At 60.6% G+C, this 17327-nt stretch carries 16 protein-coding genes; 10 read left to right on the top strand and 6 right to left on the bottom strand.

The window, feature by feature from the left end:
- Positions 1-262: 262 nt before the first annotated feature.
- Entirely contained in the window at positions 263-1228 is a 966-nt protein-coding gene (locus tag AC3WN7_RS06035) for a GlxA family transcriptional regulator (RefSeq protein WP_095964259.1), read from the top strand.
- 116 nt (positions 1229-1344) lie between these two features.
- Here AC3WN7_RS06035 and AC3WN7_RS06030 read toward each other — a convergent pair whose 3' ends face one another.
- Together AC3WN7_RS06030 and AC3WN7_RS06025 are read right to left on the bottom strand one after the other, a co-directional pair.
- A complete protein-coding gene (locus AC3WN7_RS06030) occupies positions 1345-3744 on the bottom strand; it encodes a penicillin acylase family protein (RefSeq protein WP_102673497.1) in 2400 nt (799 codons plus the stop codon).
- Positions 3745-3847: 103 nt separating this feature from the next.
- A complete protein-coding gene (locus AC3WN7_RS06025) occupies positions 3848-4429 on the bottom strand; it encodes a DUF6436 domain-containing protein (protein ID WP_102673496.1) in 582 nt (193 codons plus the stop codon).
- Between the two features lie 96 nt (positions 4430-4525).
- Here AC3WN7_RS06025 and bipL point away from each other — a divergent pair, with 96 nt between their 5' ends.
- Complete coding sequence (gene bipL / locus AC3WN7_RS06020) at positions 4526-5473, top strand: phospholipase BipL (RefSeq protein ID WP_102673495.1); 948 nt, start codon at positions 4526-4528, stop codon at positions 5471-5473.
- A 129-nt stretch (positions 5474-5602) separates the two neighbouring features.
- On the opposite strand, the gene AC3WN7_RS06015 is transcribed toward bipL, so the two are convergent.
- The gene (locus AC3WN7_RS06015; protein ID WP_102673494.1) at positions 5603-6355 is read right to left on the bottom strand and encodes a DUF2059 domain-containing protein; all 753 of its coding nucleotides are present in this window, start codon (positions 6353-6355) and stop codon (positions 5603-5605) included.
- A 108-nt stretch (positions 6356-6463) separates the two neighbouring features.
- Between AC3WN7_RS06015 and AC3WN7_RS06010 the strand changes: the two genes are divergently transcribed.
- Positions 6464-7096 carry a 2OG-Fe(II) oxygenase gene (locus AC3WN7_RS06010; protein WP_095964254.1) on the top strand — a complete coding sequence of 211 codons (633 nt, stop codon included), beginning with the start codon at positions 6464-6466 and terminating at the stop codon, positions 7094-7096.
- A gap of 2 nt (positions 7097-7098) precedes the next feature.
- The gene (locus tag AC3WN7_RS06005; protein ID WP_095964253.1) at positions 7099-7584 is read left to right on the top strand and encodes a 2-thiouracil desulfurase family protein; all 486 of its coding nucleotides are present in this window, start codon (positions 7099-7101) and stop codon (positions 7582-7584) included.
- Positions 7585-7707: 123 nt separating this feature from the next.
- Here the strand turns inward: AC3WN7_RS06005 and AC3WN7_RS06000 are convergent, their stop codons facing one another.
- Entirely contained in the window at positions 7708-8292 is a 585-nt protein-coding gene (locus AC3WN7_RS06000; protein ID WP_095964252.1) for a transporter substrate-binding domain-containing protein, read from the bottom strand.
- A 135-nt stretch (positions 8293-8427) separates the two neighbouring features.
- Between AC3WN7_RS06000 and AC3WN7_RS05995 the strand changes: the two genes are divergently transcribed.
- A complete protein-coding gene (locus AC3WN7_RS05995; protein WP_102673493.1) occupies positions 8428-8853 on the top strand; it encodes a DUF4399 domain-containing protein in 426 nt (141 codons plus the stop codon).
- A 122-nt stretch (positions 8854-8975) separates the two neighbouring features.
- Here AC3WN7_RS05995 and serA read toward each other — a convergent pair whose 3' ends face one another.
- Positions 8976-10205, bottom strand: a complete 1230-nt coding sequence (gene serA / locus AC3WN7_RS05990) for a phosphoglycerate dehydrogenase (RefSeq protein WP_007976393.1) — start codon at positions 10203-10205, stop codon at positions 8976-8978.
- 206 nt (positions 10206-10411) lie between these two features.
- Between serA and AC3WN7_RS05985 the strand changes: the two genes are divergently transcribed.
- The 4 genes from AC3WN7_RS05985 to AC3WN7_RS05970 all read left to right on the top strand — a co-directional run bounded on the left by AC3WN7_RS05985 (position 10412) and on the right by AC3WN7_RS05970 (position 14706).
- Positions 10412-11806, top strand: coding sequence for an FAD-binding oxidoreductase (locus AC3WN7_RS05985; protein WP_032829505.1), 1395 nt, complete (start codon positions 10412-10414; stop codon positions 11804-11806).
- A gap of 40 nt (positions 11807-11846) precedes the next feature.
- Positions 11847-12512, top strand: a complete 666-nt coding sequence (locus AC3WN7_RS05980) for a fumarylacetoacetate hydrolase family protein (RefSeq protein WP_015097256.1) — start codon at positions 11847-11849, stop codon at positions 12510-12512.
- A gap of 256 nt (positions 12513-12768) precedes the next feature.
- On the top strand, positions 12769-13695 hold the full coding sequence (locus tag AC3WN7_RS05975) for an SdiA-regulated domain-containing protein (protein ID WP_102673492.1): 927 nt from the start codon (positions 12769-12771) through the stop codon (positions 13693-13695).
- Between the two features lie 96 nt (positions 13696-13791).
- Positions 13792-14706 carry an SdiA-regulated domain-containing protein gene (locus AC3WN7_RS05970; protein WP_095964249.1) on the top strand — a complete coding sequence of 305 codons (915 nt, stop codon included), beginning with the start codon at positions 13792-13794 and terminating at the stop codon, positions 14704-14706.
- Between the two features lie 144 nt (positions 14707-14850).
- On the opposite strand, the gene rpiA is transcribed toward AC3WN7_RS05970, so the two are convergent.
- Positions 14851-15525, bottom strand: coding sequence for a ribose-5-phosphate isomerase RpiA (rpiA, locus tag AC3WN7_RS05965; RefSeq protein ID WP_102673491.1), 675 nt, complete (start codon positions 15523-15525; stop codon positions 14851-14853).
- Between the two features lie 267 nt (positions 15526-15792).
- Between rpiA and ilvA the strand changes: the two genes are divergently transcribed.
- Entirely contained in the window at positions 15793-17307 is a 1515-nt protein-coding gene (gene ilvA, locus AC3WN7_RS05960) for a threonine ammonia-lyase, biosynthetic (protein WP_007976404.1), read from the top strand.
- Positions 17308-17327: the final 20 nt, after the last annotated feature.

The following is a 17327-nucleotide window of genomic DNA, read 5'->3' as shown; positions in this document are numbered from 1 at the left end:
CAGTCTGTTCCGGCCCCCGAAACCGGACAATCGCGCCATGGCTGCGATCCCGGCCAATGAGCATGCATATCGCGCCAACCTCGCTTGTTGCGCCTGGTTTGGCTAGGGTGCATGCAAACCCTGTAGGAGCGAGCTTGCTCGCGATGGTCGTCAACGATAACGCGGGGAGCCTGATACCCCGCGGCGTCTTTGATTTCATCGCGAGCAGGCTCGCTCCTACAAAGGGAAGGTGCAATCAGATCCAAAGGAGGCGATTCACGTCATGAGTAAAACCATCGCCATCGTGGTCTTCGCCGGCGTCCAGTCGCTGGATGTCACCGGCCCCATGGATGTGTTTTCCGAGGCCAATCGATTCCTTGCTCCGCAGGATCACTATCGGCTGGAGGTAATCGGTGTCGAGCACGGGATGATGGCGTGCTCCAACGGTTTGGCACTCAATGCCCATCGGCATTTCAGCGAAGCACTCGAGGCGTACGACTTGTTATTGGTGGCTGGCGGGCCGCAATTGCCGTTCATGAGTTTCGGCGTGGCGTTCGACACCTGGCTGCGCGGGGCCTGCGGGCGGGCGCAACGGTTCGGCTCGATCTGCAACGGCGCCTTCATGCTCGCCCGCGCCGGGTTGCTGGAGGGGCGCACGATCACCACGCATTGGCAGGACGCATCGGATCTGGCGGCGCTGTGTCCCTCGTCCCGGGTGGAAGCGGATCGACTGTACGTTGAGGACGGCGACCTGTTCACCTCGGCCGGGGTCACAGCGGGGATCGATCTGTCGTTGTATCTATTGGGCCGGGATCACGGACCGGAAGTGGCACTGAATGTCGCCAAGCGGCTGGTGGTGTTCACCCAGCGTTCAGGAGGGCAGTCGCAGTTCAGCCCGTTCCTCACGCCCCACGCCGAACCGGACTCGGCGGTGGCGATGGTCCAGCATTACGTGCTGGCCAACCTGACGGGCGATTTAGCCATCGCCGACCTGGCCAATGCCGCCAACATGAGTGCGCGTAATTTTTCCCGGGTGTTTGCCAGGGAGGCGAAAATCACCCCGGCCGAGTTCGTCGAACGCGCGCGGGTCGATGCGGCGCGGGTGATGCTCGAAAGCACGCGTGCGCCGCTCAAGACCGTGGCCTATCAATGTGGATTTCGCGATGCCCAGCACATGCGCAGTGTGTTCAATCGCAGGCTGGGGGTGACGCCGCAGCAGTTCAGGTTGAATTTTGCGGCGATGGTTTGAGCTGACATCTTTGTTGCCTGTGAGGGCCTCTTCGCGAGCAAGCCCGCTCCCACAGGGGGAACGCATTTCAACTGTGCGGGCTTGCTCGCGAAGGGGCCGGTCCAGTCAGCAAAAGTCTATGGCGTCGCCCGCGCCGGCAACAGCTTCAACGTACTGCGCGTATTGGCCGTGACTTCTTCATCATTGAGATGCGCCTGGAAATACATCCCTTCGATGTAGGCCTCGGCTTGATCATCATAGTGACTGTCGAACACTACACCGCTCTGGCCAACCGGGTTGACGGTCAGGCTGTGGGCCGGGTCGGCGAAGTCGATCAGGCGGCGGGTCGAGGGGCCGTAGGTGACGGGCCAGGGTGCCGGGCCAATCTTCGCCGAGAGATTGTTCGGCACTTCATGGCTGCCGGGTGCGGCGAAGGGGCCGACGTTGAAGACCAGGTCCAGCGGCTTTTGTTGGCCCAGCGGATGACCATGGGTCAAGGTGTGCGCGCGACCCCACTGCCATTGCGAGGCGTCTGCGCCGAGGGTGCTCCTGAGGTGTGCGAGACTGGCTTGCCAGGTGGCCTTCACCGTGTCGGCACGGGTTTCCTTGCCGAGGGTGCTGCGGTTGTCCCACCACGGTGAATCGGCGCTGGCAGCCAGGCGGGGGAGCGCGGCGTCGATCACCCGGGTCGAGAGCAGTGTTTCGAAAAAGTCGTTACCCAGTTCGTCATGCATCGTCGCGTCAGCCAGGTTGAACAGCAACTGGTTGAACAGCGTGGCGCTGGTGGAATCGAGCGGGTAGTCGCCTTTCCACTGGGCCAGTTGCTCCACCAGTTTGAGTTCGGCGGGGTCGCTCAGCACTTCGCGCAACACCGGCAGCAGCGGCGCCAACAAGCGCGGGCCGTAGGCGGTGGTAGTGCCCAACTGCAGTTTCTGGCTGTTTTCCAGGTCCCATTTCACGGCTTTGTCGCTGAGCTGGCGATTGAGCTGCTGGCCGCGATCGGCAAGGTTGTAATAGCCGGGAATCTCCATGCCGGTCGGTGACACTGGCTGGAAGTTGGCCGAGACGATGTAGCCCCGCGCCGGGTTTTCTTCCTGAGGGTTGGCGCTGAACGGGTAGAAGCCATCCTTGTCGGCCTCGGCGGTGCTGCCGTCGAGGATGAACCATGGGCGTACACCCGCCGGACGTTTCGGCAGTTGCGCCGCCGCCCACCAGCCGATGTCACCCTTGGCATTGGCCCATACGACGTTCAGGCCCGGTGCCTGGATTTTTGCTGCGGCACTGCGGGCCTTGGCCAGGGTGTCGGCGCGGTTGAGTTGGTAGAACCCGTCCAGAATCGGGTTCTGACTTTCGAGAAACGCCCACCACATGGCAATCGGCGTTTTGCCGACGCCGTTGCCCAAGGCATCGTTGACGATTGGACCGTGGGGCGATTGACGCAGTAGCAGCGTCACCGGTTCCTGGCCCTTGACCGCAATCTTCTGTTCGCTGGTGACCATGTCCACCCACTTGCCGCGATACCAGACCTGATTGGGATTGTCCGGGTTGACCTTCTCGGCGATCAGGTCGAGGTCGTCGTTCTGGAACATGGTGATGCTCCAGCCGAAGTCGTTGTTCATGCCCAGGGAGGCGAATGGCATCAAGGCCTGGTAATGCCCGTAGAGTTCAAAGCCCGGCGCGGAGAGTTGGGCTTCGTACCACACCGACGGCGCGGAGAAACGGATATGCGGATCGCCCGCCAGCAGAGGCTTGCCGCTTTGGGTCCGGCTGCCCGCGACGACCCAGGCGTTGCTGCCCTCGAACTGGGGCAGGCCGTTGTCAGCCAAGGCCTGTTCGCTCAGGCGGGCGAGGGCGTTGAGGTCTTTCCAGTCGGCGCTGGCCAGGGAAGGTGCGGTCCCGTCGAGCACGCCTTTGGACTGCCAGTCGAGATCGAAAACGCTCAGGTAGTCAGGGCCCAGTTGATCGCGCACGAATGTCAGCAAGGGTTCTGTACGAAATGCTGCCGCAAAACTGTAGGCCATGTAACCGGCGATGCTGATGGTGTCCTGGGCGGTGAACGGGCGTTTTGGAATGCCCAGCACATCGAACTCCACGGGTTTGGCGTGGCTGTCCTGATACTGGTTGATGCCGTCCAGATAGGCCTGCATGGCGATGAAAGAGGGTGACTGTTTGTCGAGATTGGCGAAGTAGGTTTCGGCGCGTTCGCGAATGCGCAGGCTGCGCATCAGTTTGTCGGTGTCGAGCAGCTTCGGTCCGAGCACCTCGGCCAGTTCGCCACGGGCCAGACGACGCAGGACTTCCATCTGGAACAAGCGGTCCTGGGCATGTACGTAGCCGAGTGCGCGATACAGGTCGGTTTCGTTGTCGGCGCGGATGTGCGGAACGCCGCGCTCGTCGTAGCGCACGGTGACTGAGCCTTGCAGGTGTTGCAGTTCCACCATGCCCTGGCGTGACGGCTGCTTACTGTAGAGGTACCAGCCGGCTCCGGCGGCCAGCACGACGATCAACAGCGCGAGAGCAGTCAAGCTGCGTTTCATGGGGACTCCTTGTTGTTATTGTGATTCCAGGTGGCACTGTTTAACACGACGCGCCGGTTTGGCGCATCGCCCGTAGGAGGGATTCGTATTGGTGTGTCTTTGCCTACTTCGCCGGATCGGCAGGCCACGGGCAGTAACACCCCACGGCCAGTGTGTGCGTGGCACTCACCGCACGGCCCTCATCCAGCGCCTGCAGGATTGGTTCGATAAAACTGTTGCTCGAGTTGCAGGTCAGGCCTTCGCTGTAGGGGCCGAAGTAGGCCAGTTTGCCGCTGCGGTCCCAGATCGCCACGGCCGGGCTGGCGGGGATCTGTTCGGAACCGGGCAGGACGTCGATGGTTTTCAGGCGGCTCAAGGTGCCCGGTAACTGGCCATGGCTACCGGGTTTTTGCACGGCATAGAATTCCACGCCATGGGAGACATAGCGCTCGACCAGTTCGGTCAGGTGTTGTTGATTGCCGACGTTGCACGGGCAGGCCGGGTCCCAGAAATGCACCAGGCGGATAGCGCCAGGGCCTGCGAGGTCATCGGGAAGGCGCAGCGGATCCCCCGAAAACATCGCCGTGTGCTCGCTGAACGCCCGCAGGTAACGCCCCTGGAACCAGTCGTAGGCCGCCCACAATACGCCGGCACACACCACGGCGAGCAGGCTGGCAAACAGGGTGGCGCGAAAGGGCGGGTGCATCGGTTCAGTCCTCGAAGGCCGGCTAGCTTGCCATGCTTGGCGCGACAGAAGAATATCGCAGGCTTATAAAGTCCGTTTCACGCTCTGGAATCGTCCATGCCGGCCACTTTCGACCCCGATCTTCTACGTGCAAGCTTGCTGCCACTGGCGGCCGGACAGCCGTTGTCGGCGCAGGCGAAGGTCTACCAGCAGTTCTACGGGCTGGATTTTGCACCGCGTCAGTTGCGCAGCGGTCTTGGGCGCTTCGAGGTCGATGGATATGAGCTGGTCAGCCAGTTCTGGTGGCCCGAGCGGGCGAAGGCGACGCTGTTTGTCATCCATGGTTTCTACGACCACACCGGGCTCTACCGGCATGTGATCGAATGGGCGTTGGACCAAGGCTTTGCGGTGATTGCCTGCGACTTGCCGGGCCATGGCTTGTCCAGTGGCGAGCGGGCGAGCATCAAGGATTTCGCCGAATACCAGGACACGCTGCAAGGGTTGTTCAGCGAGGCGCAATCCCTCGAATTGCCGCAACCGTGGCACCTGTGCGGGCAAAGTACCGGTGGGGCGATCGTGATCGACCATGTACTGAATGCGGGGGCGAGCAGCCCGGCCCAGGGTCAGGTGATCCTGTTGGCACCGTTGGTGCGGCCGCGAGCGTGGGGTTGGTCGCATCTGAGCTATTACTTGCTCAGGCCTTTCGTCAAAGCCATCGCCCGGCGCTTCAGCGAGAACTCCAACGACCCGGCCTTTCTGCCGTTCCTGCAGGCCGATCCATTGCAGCCGCTGCGTCTGCCGACAGCCTGGGTGGGTGCGCTGGCACGCTGGATCAAACGCGTTGAAGCGGCGCCGGTCAGCACCAGGCGGCCGCTGATCGTGCAGGGGCAGGCGGACATGACCGTGGATTGGGAACATAACCTTGAAGTGTTGCGGGGCAAGTTTGATCGGCCTCAGGTGCTGATGTTGCCTGAGGCGCGGCATCATCTGGCGAATGAGACGTTGGTGATGCGGCAGGAGTATTTAGGGTTTTTGACCAAGCGGATCAAGGGTCGGAATCCTTAGCGACAGTGATGGCCCCATCGCGGGCAAGCCCGCTCTCACAGGTTTCGCAGTGATCACAAAATAGTGGATTGACTCAAAACACTGTGGGAGCGGGCTTGCCCGCGATAGCGATCTGTCAGGCCCCGAAAATCACTGGCTCAGGTTCGAATTGCTCTGCCCCACCGCCAACCCCGCGCGAATCGCCGCCAGTGCCGCCCGATAGTAAGCCTGGCCTTGCGTCGATTCGGCAAAGGTCGCGAACTCTTCCAGCTCGTCGTCCGACAGGTCGCGATAGACATACAGCAGTGTGTTGTTCAGGTCGCTGCCAATCTGGTCCATCAGGCGCTGGCGCTGGCCGTTGAGCATGCCCTGGGCCTGACCGGCACCGAGCAATCCCGGGATCATCGAACTCAGGCTGTCGGCGGCCACACCGGCAATCGCCAGGCTGACTTCCGCGCCGGCCTCGCGAGCAGGCAGCGCTTGTGCCAGATGGCCGATGATCAGCAGGCGGCTGTCGCTGGCCTGCATCTTTGGCAAGCCCTTGGCATTTTTTGCCAGTTGGTCGCGACGGGTCGCCAGCAACTCGGCAGCGACGATCTTCTTGCCCAGAGGCGACTGGAAAAACGTCAGTGCAGGTTTTGGATCGGCGAGGTTCTTGCGCAATTGCGCTTCGGCGCGCTGGTCCACGGCCTGGGCGGAAAATCGCTGATTGCTGTTATTGACCAGAGCCTGATACACCGCCGGAGGCAGGCTGCCCTGGTAGCGTTGCTGGGCAGCCGAGAGGGCGTCGTTGAAATGCGCGCGTTGTTCCGGCCAGCCGGCGACCTTGTACAACTGGTCGTGGCCGTCTGCCCAGGCGGGCAAAACGCAGAACATCAGCAGTGATAAAAGCAAACGGCGCATAGGGACTCCAGTCAGCAGGCGACTATTCTCCGTGTGGCATCCGTACTTGTCGAGAATTCGTATCAACCCGCTGCGCGGCTCTGTCGGATTTTCGGGCACAGGAATACTATGCGCGGCATGCAAATATCCTCTGATCACCCGCTGCTGTTACGAATCGTCGACGACCTGGCCGAGCACGGCTGGTCGCAGCAGAATATTTTCCTGCCTCAGGACCTGACCCGAGCGCTGGCGGCCGAGTGTCGCAAACGTGCTGCCGAGGGTGAACTGGCTCCGGCCGCCGTGGGCCGTGGACCGTTTTCGGAAATCCGCGAAGGGATTCGTGGTGACCATATTCAGTGGATCGACCCCGGCCAGGCCGAGGCTTGCGACAACTATCTGAGTTTGATGGATAGCCTGCGCGAGGCGATCAATCGTGGTTTGTTTCTCGGCCTTGAGGATTTCGAAAGCCATTTTGCGATGTACCCACCCGGGGCGTTCTACCTCAAGCATGTCGATCGCTTTCGCGATGACGACCGGCGCATGGTTTCAGCGGTGGTTTACCTCAATGATGGCTGGCTTCCCGAGCACGGCGGCTCGTTGCGCATGTACCTCGACAACGATCGCGTCCACGACGTGCAGCCTACCGGCGGTTGCCTGGTGGTGTTTCTTTCCGGAGAGGTTCCCCACGAAGTCCTGCCCGCGACCCGCGATCGCCTGTCGCTGACGGGCTGGTTCCGGCGGCGCGGCAACGAGCCGTTCTGATCATGCAGAAAATTCTCGTCAGCCGCTGCCTGTTGGGCCACCGCGTTCGTTACGACGGCGGGGCCAGCGGGCCGTTCGATCAGCTTCAGCAATGGCTCGACGAAGGTCGGATCGTACCGTTGTGCCCGGAGGTCGCCGGTGGCTTGCCAACGCCTCGGGCGGCAGCGGAAATTCCAGGCGGGCAAGGCGCGCAAGTCCTCGATCGGCAGGCTGCGGTGATCACCACCGAGGGCGAGGATGTCAGTGCGCAGTTTTTGTCGGGGGCGTATCAGGCACTGGAACTGGTGCAAAATCACGGCATCCGCATTGCCGTCCTCAAGGCCAACAGCCCGTCCTGCGGCAATCTGCTGACCTATGACGGGACGTTCAGCGGGGTGAAGGTCGATGGTGAGGGCGTAACGGCGGCGCTGCTCAAGCGTCACGGCGTGCAGGTGTTCAGTGAGTTGGAACTGGCTGAAGCGGCTCAGGCATTGGCTGCGCAGGACTGACCAACACACCCCCCCCGGTGGGAGCGGGCTTGCTCGCGAATGCGCCGGGTCAGTCGATATTAATCTTGTCTGACACACCGCCTTCGCGAGCAAGCCCGCTCCCACAAAGGATCTCACCCCTCATCAAGGTTTCGGCACTTCGCCCGCATCCGCCCCCAACCACTTCTGCTCCAGCGCTCGCAGTCGCCCATCATCCTTGATTCGCTGCAGGGCGCTTTCCAGGCTGGCATGGAACGCCGGATTTCCCTTCTGAAAAGGAATCGCCAGGCTCACGACCGGGTCGGTTTTGGGCTTCTCTTCGGTCAACGACTGCACCAGCAGAATGGAACGCGGTTCTTCTTTTTGCGCGATCAATTGCGCACGGGCTTGAACGTAAGGTTCGCTGAAATCGAAACGATCCCTGAGATCCGGGGTCACTGCTATGTGGTTGATAGCGATGTCGTATTTGCCGCTTTCGACGCCGGTCAGCAGATCGCTGCCGTCGGTGACGACAAAGTCGGCCCGGACATCGAGTTCACTTGCCAGCAGTTGGCCCAGTTCGACTTCGAAGCCGGCGAGCTTGTCGCCATCCTTGAAGTTGAATGGGGGAGTGTTGGCTTCAACGGCTATGCGCAACTCGCCCCGGTCGTTGACGTCATCAATCAGTTCGGCATGAGCCAAAGGGCTCAGAAGGGGTAGCAGGCAGATCAGGCCAGGCAGAAAGCGCATGGTCACTCCTTTGAATTTTTTATCGCGACCCTCTGATTCAGGCTCGCTTTGCTATGGTTGTCGAGTGCCTTCGACAACAAATGGCCATGAAGTTGTCATGGCCACGCGGATTTTACGAAAAAACTGGAGAAGAGAATGAAAACCTTTATGTCACGTGCTGCTTTGGCGGGCCTGTTGATGGGTGTTTCGGTGCTGGCCAGTGCTGCAACGCCGGCTCCGAAAGGCGCCGAAGTGTCCATCGTGTCTCCCAAGGACGGCGCAAATGTTCCACAGACTGTCGTCGTCAAGTTCGCTGTTGAAAATATTGCCTTGGCACCGGCGGGCGATACCACCAAGAACACCGGTCATCACCATTTGCTGATCGATGTCGATGAGTTGCCGGCCGCCGGGGCGCCGATCCCCAAAGATGCCAACCACCAGCATTTCGGTGCCGCGCAGACCCAGGCCGAAGTAACGCTCACGCCGGGCAAGCACACCTTGCAGTTGGAACTGGGCGATAGCAACCACATGCCGTTCGATCCGCCGATCGTTTCCGAGAAGATCACCGTCAATGTGAAATAAAAAAGGGAGCCCGCTTCGCTGGGGCTCCCTTTTTTACAGTTGCAAGCTTCAAGCTGTAAGCCTCAAGTCAAAGCAAAAGCGAACTCAACTTGCCGCTTGAAGCTTGCCGCTTGTAGCTGCTTTTAGAACAACACCCGACTACGGATGGTGCCTTTGACGTGTTGCAGCTTCTCTTGCGCCAGGTCCGAGTACTCGGCGTCGACGTCGATCACTACGTAGCCGACCTTCTCGTTGGTCTGCAGGAACTGACCGGAGATGTTGATGCCGTTTTCGGCGAAGACTTTGTTGATCTCGCTGAGTACACCCGGAATGTTTTCGTGGATGTGCAGCAGGCGGTGCTTGCCAGGGTGAGCCGGCAGGGCCACTTCCGGGAAGTTCACGGACGATACCGAAGTACCGTTGTCGCTGTACTTGACCAGTTTTTCCGCGACTTCCAGACCGATGTTGGCCTGGGCTTCAGCGGTAGAGCCACCGATGTGCGGGGTCAGGATCACGTTGTCCAGGCCACGCAGCGGGCTTTCGAACTCTTCGTCGTTGGAGCGTGGCTCCACCGGGAATACGTCGATGGCCGCGCCGATCAGGTGCTTGTCCTTGATGGCAGCCGCCAGGTGGTCCAGTTCGACCACGGTGCCGCGGGCGGCGTTGATCAGGATGCCGCCTTTCTTGATGGCACGGATTTCTTTCTCGCCCATCATCCACTGGGTGGCGGCGGTTTCCGGTACGTGCAGCGAAACGATGTCGGACATCGCCAGCAGCTCGTGCAGGTTGCCTACCTGAGTAGCGTTACCCAATGGCAGCTTGGTGATGGTGTCGTAGAAGTACACCTGCATGCCCAGGCCTTCCGCCAGGACCGACAGTTGAGTACCGATCGAGCCGTAACCGACGATGCCCAGCTTCTTGCCACGGATCTCGAAGGAGTTGGCCGCGCTCTTGATCCAGCCGCCACGGTGGCAGGAAGCGTTCTTCTCAGGGATGCCGCGCAGCAGCAGGATCGCTTCGGCCAGCACCAGCTCCGCTACGGAGCGGGTGTTGGAGTAGGGCGCGTTGAACACCGCGATACCGCGTTCGCGGGCAGCGTCCAGGTCAACCTGGTTGGTGCCGATGCAGAAACAGCCGACCGCAACCAGCTTCTTCGCGTGATCGAAGATCTCTTCGGTCAGTTGAGTGCGCGAGCGAATGCCGATGAAGTGAGCGTCAGCGATCTTTTCCTTGAGCTGGGCTTCCGGCAGAGAACCCGTGAGGTACTCGATGCTGGTGTAGCCCGCCGCCTTGAGGACGTCGACAGCCGATTGGTGGACGCCTTCGAGAAGAAGGAACTTGATCTTGCTCTTATCGAGAGAAGTCTTGCTCATCTGCGTAAACCTGTATCCCGGAGAAAAATGGCAGGGAAGGGAGCAGCCCGGAGCTGACCCGAACGGCAGGAATGCCGTCACCGCAGAACAGCCTTTGGGCACTACCCTGCGGGGTCGGTATGCTAGCATATGCACCCCGCTAAACACTCATTCCTGCGACGTGAAGCGTTCTCAGGATGACCATGAATTGTTCGAGAGTTCTGTCGATGACCAATCCTGCCCTGATTGAAGAGCTGAAGACCCTGGTTGAGCCTGGCAAGGTGCTGACCGATGCCGACTCCCTGAATGCTTACGGTAAGGATTGGACCAAGCATTTCGCCCCCGCTCCGACCGCCATCGTGTTCCCCAAGACCACCGAGCAGGTCCAGGCCATTGTCCTGTGGGCCAACAAACACAAGGTCGCGCTGGTGCCTTCCGGCGGTCGCACCGGCCTTTCCGCCGCAGCGGTAGCGGCCAATGGCGAAGTGGTCGTGTCGTTCGACTACATGAACCAGATCCTCGACGTGAACCTCACTGACCGCACCGCCGTTTGTCAGCCGGGCGTGGTTACCGAGCACCTGCAGAACGTGGCCGAAGAAAACGGCCTGTACTACCCGGTGGACTTCGCTTCGGCAGGATCGAGCCAGATTGGTGGCAATATCGGCACCAATGCCGGCGGGATCAAGGTGATTCGCTACGGCATGACCCGCAACTGGGTCGCTGGCATGAAGGTCGTCACCGGCAAGGGCGACGTGCTGGAACTGAACCGCGACCTGATCAAGAACGCCACCGGCTACGACATGCGCCAGCTGTTCATCGGGGCTGAAGGCACACTCGGGTTCGTGGTCGAAGCGACCATGCGCCTCGATCGTGCGCCGAAAAACCTGACCGCGATGGTCCTCGGCACCGCCGATTTCGACTCGATCATGCCGGTGCTGCACGCCTTCCAGAGCAAGCTCGACCTGACCGCCTTCGAATTCTTCTCCGACAAGGCCCTGGCCAAGGTCATGGCCCGTGGCGACGTGCCGGCGCCGTTCGAGTCCGACTGCCCGTTCTACGCGCTGCTGGAATTCGAAGCGACCACCGAAGAAGTGGCCAACCACGCCCTGGAAACCTTCGAGCACTGCGTCGAGCAGGGCTGGGTGCTGGACGGCGTGATGAGCCAGAGCGAAACCCAGCTGCAGAACCTCTGGAAGCTGCGCGAATACATCTCCGAAACCATCTCCCACTGGACGCCTTACAAGAACGACATCTCGGTCACCGTGTCGAAAGTCCCGGCGTTCCTGAAGGAAATCGACGCGATCGTCGGCGAACACTACCCGGATTTCGAAATCGTCTGGTTCGGCCACATCGGCGACGGCAACCTGCACTTGAACATCCTCAAGCCGGATAACCTGAGCAAGGACGAGTTCTTCGCCAAGTGCGCCACCGTGAACAAGTGGGTGTTCGAAACCGTCGAGAAGTACAACGGTTCGATCTCCGCCGAGCATGGCGTGGGCATGACCAAGCGGGATTACCTGACCTACAGCCGTTCGCCGGTCGAGATCGAGTACATGAAAGCGGTCAAGGCAGTGTTTGACCCGAACGGCATCATGAACCCGGGCAAGATCTTCGCGGTTTGAGCTGCAAACCTTACGCACCCTTGAAGGCAGGAGACGGTAAATGAGCTATCAGCACCAGTATGTCGACGGTACGCGCATTCATTTCCCGTTGGGGAAAGTCGTGTGCATCGGCCGCAACTACGCCGAACACGCCAAGGAACTGGATAACCCGGTGCCGACCGAGCCACTGCTGTTCATCAAGCCGGGCAGTTGCGTGGTGCCGCTGGAAGGTGGTTTCAGCATTCCCACCGAGCGCGGCTCGGTGCACTACGAAGCGGAAATCGCGGTGTTGATCGGCAAGCCGTTGTCGACCAGACCGAGCCGTGAAGAAGTGCTCGACGCCATCTCCGGCTTCGCCCCGGCCCTGGACCTGACCCTGCGCGACAAGCAGGCCGAGCTGAAATCCAAGGGCCTGCCGTGGGAAATCGCCAAGTCCTTCGACGGTGCGGCGGTGATTGCTCCGTTCGTGTCCGGCAGCACCTTTGCCGACCTGACCGACATCGGCATCCGCCTGACCATCAACGGCGAAGTGCGCCAGGACGGCAACAGCAGCGCAATGCTCAACCCGATCGTGCCGATGATCCAGCACATGGCCGGCTGTTTCTCGTTGCAGGCCGGGGATGTGATCCTCACCGGCACACCTGTGGGCGTCGGTCCGCTGAATGTCGGTGACGAGATCGTCCTGGAACTGCCGGGCGCCAGCCGCTTCACCAGCAGCGTTCGTTAGTTCGCCGCTGTACCCTGTTGTGGGAGCGGGCTTGCTCGCGAAAGCGGTGTGTCAGACAACACTTTTGTCGACTGTCACGCCCTCTTCGCGAGCAAGCCCGCTCCCACATTGGTTTTGTTGTGGTCTGTAGATGGCTCACCCTGTCATTTCCCGTTTTTTTCACATCCTGTCTGGATAATTTCAGGGCTTTCGGCCTCTGAACCGGCCCCAAACTGTGCTATTACCCCTAGCCTGAATTTCTGGAACGCATTCCCCAATGGCCACTCCTCCGCTATCCACGCTTAATCCTGCCCGCCGCTCACGCTTCGCCCTGCGTTGGCACACCTGGCTCTTGTTGGTGGCCGTTGTCGCCTACGGCGTTGCATTTGCCATGCACTGGGATTCGCGGGGCGTGCTCTGGGTGAAAGAGCAATTCAAAAGCCCGGACGAGCGTCAGGCCAGTATCTGGCTGCCGGACTATCACGCGGTGATCGATGCCAAGCCGTTGCCGGGCATGGAGAAGGACGAAGCATCGGACGTGGCCTATGACCCTCAGACCAAGACCCTGTTTTCGGTCATGGGCAAGAACCCGTTCCTGGTCGAGTTGAACCTGCAGGGTGATGTGCTGCGCAAAATGCCATTGGTTGGCTGGAGCAACCCTGAGGGCGTCACCGTGCTGGGCGACGGCCGATTGGCCATTGTCGATGAGCGCGAGCATCTGATCGCTATCGTCAAGGTCGATGCCGACACCCGCGAACTGAACATCGCCGACTTCCCGAAATACGACCTCGGCCCTTCCAAAGACCAGAACAAAGCCTTTGAGGCTGTTATCTGGGATCCGCGCAATCAGCAACTGGTGCTGGGTGAAGAGCGCCCGCCGGCATTATTTGCCTGGAAGGGTGACGGTAAGGTCCTGACCGGCGACAAGCTGAAGCTGGCCAGCCATGCACTGGACATGCGCAACCTGTCGGCGCTGGCCATCGATCCGCGGACCGGCCACATGCTGGCGCTGTCCGCCGACTCGCACCTGTTGCTGGAGCTGGACAAGAAGGGCGAGCAGGTCAGTTTCATCACCCTGTTGCGTGGCTTCAACGGCCTGAAAAACACCATTGCGCGCGCCGAAGGCGTAACCATGGATGAAGCGGGCACGCTGTACATGGTGAGTGAGCCGAACCTGTTTTATCGCTTCGAAAAACAGAGGTAATGCCTCTGTGTGTGCGTAAAAGGCCCGCGACCATTAAGCTTCAGTTCAGACGGGCGTGATATTTCATCCGCCTGTTTTGACCCAGAGCCCACCCGAATGCGTCGATTTGCCCGCCCCAAATCCCTGATTCTGATCCTGTCGGTGATCTTGCTGATCACCGTGGTTGCGCTCGGCCAATACCTGCGTCTGTTCGAGCGTGCCTGGTTCAATCTGCATACGCTGTGGCAGCCGGTGAGTTCCCAGACCATGGGCCTTGATCAATACCGGGTCGTGACCGAAGCGCAGGTGATCGATGGCCTGGCGGACAACGTTTCAGCGTTGACCTACGACCCGGTGCGCAAAAGCCTGTTCACCGTCACCAACAAACACAGCGAGCTGATCGAGTTGTCCCTCGACGGCAGGATTTTGCGCCGTGTGGCGCTGGTCGGTTTCGGTGATCCGGAGGCGGTGGAGTTCATCAGTGAGGACATCTATGTGGTCACTGATGAAAGCCAGCAGCGGCTGATCAAGATCCGTCTGGAGCAGGACACCACTTTTGTCGATGCGGCAGACGCCGAGCAGATGACCATTGGCGTCCACATGGGCGGCAACAAGGGTTTCGAGGGCCTGGCTTACGATTCTGTGGGCAAGCGCCTGTTTGTCGCCAAGGAGCGCAACCCGATGTTGATCTACGAGGTGCACGGATTCCCGCGTTTCAATCCTGAAGAATCCTACTCGATACACGTGATCAACGACCCCAAGCGTGATGCCGGGATGTTCGTGCGGGATCTGTCGAGCCTGCAATACGACGAGCGCAGCGGGCATTTGCTGGCGCTGTCGGATGAATCGCGGTTGATTCTGGAGCTGGATGTGAGCGGGCGTCCGCTGAGCACAATGTCATTGGGCAAGGGGCGCCAGGGCCTGCAGAAAACCGTGCCGCAAGCGGAGGGGATCGCCGTGGACGATGACGGTACGCTGTACCTCGTCAGCGAGCCGAACCTGTTCTACGTGTTCAAGAAGCCACAGCCCTGACAAACAACGCATAACCCTGTGGGAGCGGGCTTGCTCGCGAAGGCAATCTGTCAGTTGACATCTCTATTGACTGACACGGCCCCTTCGCGAGCAAGCCCGCTCCCACAGGTCATTCATCTGCCCAGAGAATTTGGGCAGTCTGGCTTATTCCGCGCGCAGGGTCTTCACACCTTCGTTGGTACCCAGCAACAACAGATCCGCCGGACGTGCCGCGAACAAACCATTGGTGACCACGCCGACGATCGCGTTGATCTGTGTCTCCAGTTCCACCGGGTTGGTGATCTGCATGTTGAACACATCGAGGATGATGTTGCCGTTGTCGGTCAGCACGCCTTCGCGGTAGACCGGGTCGCCACCGAGCTTCACCAGTTCGCGGGCCACATGGCTGCGGGCCATCGGGATGACTTCCACCGGCAGCGGGAAAGTACCGAGGACCGGCACCAGTTTGCTGGCATCGGCGATGCAGATGAACGTCTTGGCCACGGCCGCCACGATCTTCTCGCGGGTCAGGGCGGCGCCGCCACCCTTGATCAGGTTCAGGTGCTCGTCGCTTTCATCGGCGCCGTCGACATAGAACTCCAGGTCGCTGACGGTATTCAGCTCGTACACCGGAATCCCGTGGCCCTTGAGGCGCGCGGCGGTGGCTTCGGAGCTGGCGACGGCGCCATCGAATGCGCCCTTGTGCTGGGCCAGGGCATCGATGAAGCAGTTGGCGGTGGAGCCGGTGCCGACCCCGACGATGCTCTTGTCGTCGAGTTTCGGAAGGATGAAGTCGACGGCGGCCTGGGCCACTGCCTGTTTGAGTTGATCCTGGTTCATGCGGGCTCCGGAGTGCCGAGGAGGGAACGAAAGGCCGGCATTATAGGCTTCGGGGCGGGGAAGGTCATTGCCCGATTGGCAGGTCAATCGTTCCTTGTAGGAGCGAGCTTGTTCGCGATGGTCGTGAACGATAACGCGTGAAAATAGATGTGCAGCGGTGCCATTGCGTTTTTCGCGAGCAAGCTCGCTCCTACAACAGGTGGTCGTGTAACTGAAAGCCGGGTTAGACTCCTTGGTCCCGCCCAACCCGCTCAGTGATGCTTTCCGATGCTTGAACAGTACGTCAAAAAGATCCTCACCTCGCGCGTTTATGACGTTGCCGTAGAAACCCCGCTGCAGTCTGCCCGCCAGCTTTCCGAGCGGCTGGGCAACAGCATTTGGCTCAAGCGCGAAGACTTGCAGCCGGTGTTCTCCTTCAAGATTCGCGGCGCCTACAACAAGTTGACCCAGTTGAGCGACGAGGAGCGCGCCCGCGGCGTAGTGACGGCTTCGGCGGGCAACCATGCGCAAGGCCTGGCCCTGGCGGCGAAGGTGCTGGGTGTGAAAGCGACCATCGTCATGCCAAAGACCACCCCGGAGATCAAGGTCGAAGGCGTGCGCTCGCGCGGCGGTAAAGTGGTGCTGCACGGCGATTCGTTCCCGGAAGCCCTGGCTTATTCGCTGAAACTGGTCGATGAAAAAGGCTACGTCTACATTCACCCGTACGACGATCCCCACACCATCGCCGGGCAGGGCACCGTGGCGATGGAGATTTTGCGCCAGCACCCGCAGCCACTGGATGCGATTTTCGTCCCGGTGGGCGGTGGCGGCCTGATTGCCGGCATTGCGGCGTACGTGAAGTACCTGCGCCCGGACATCAAGATCATCGGCGTCGAGCCGGATGACTCCAATTGCCTGCAAGCCGCCATGGCGGCGGGCGAGCGTGTGGTGTTGCCGACCGTGGGCATCTTCGCCGACGGGGTTGCGGTGGCTCAGATCGGTCAGCACACCTTTGACATCTGCAAGGACCATGTCGATGAAGTGATTACCGTGAGCACCGACGAAATCTGTGCCGCCATCAAGGATATCTACGACGATACCCGCTCGATCACCGAACCTGCCGGCGCTTTGGGCGTGGCCGGGATCAAGAAGTATGTCGAGCAGCGCGGTGTCAGCGGCCAGACTTTCGTCGCCATCGACTCCGGGGCCAACGTCAACTTCGACCGCCTGCGCCACGTCGCCGAGCGTGCGGAACTGGGCGAGGGCCGCGAAGCGATCATCGCCGTGACCATTCCCGAGAAGCCGGGCAGCTTCAAGGCGTTCTGCGAAGCCATCGGCAAGCGCCAGATCACCGAATTCAACTACCGCTACAACACTGGCAGCGAAGCGCACATCTTTGTCGGCGTGCAGACCCACCCGGAAAACGACCCGCGCAGCGCCCTGATCGCCAGCCTGAGCGAGCAAGGTTTCCCGGTGCTGGACTTGACCGACAATGAACTGGCCAAGTTGCACATCCGCCACATGGTCGGCGGGCGTGCGGCGCATGTGGTCGACGAAGTGATCCTGCGTTTCGAATTCCCGGAGCGTCCGGGGGCGCTTTTCAACTTCCTCAACAAGCTCGGTGGGCGCTGGAACATCTCGATGTTCCATTACCGCAACCATGGCGCGGCGGATGGCCGTGTCGTCGCGGGCCTGCAAGTGCCGCACGATGAACGCCACCTGGTGCCGGCGGCGCTGGAAGAAATCGGTTACCCGTACTGGGACGAAAGCGACAATCCGGCCTATCAGCTGTTTCTTGGCTGAGGGACTACGCTGATGGGCAG

Source organism: Pseudomonas sp. FW305-70 (assembly GCF_058783925.1).
This window is presented reverse-complemented; position numbering and strand designations above follow the sequence as displayed.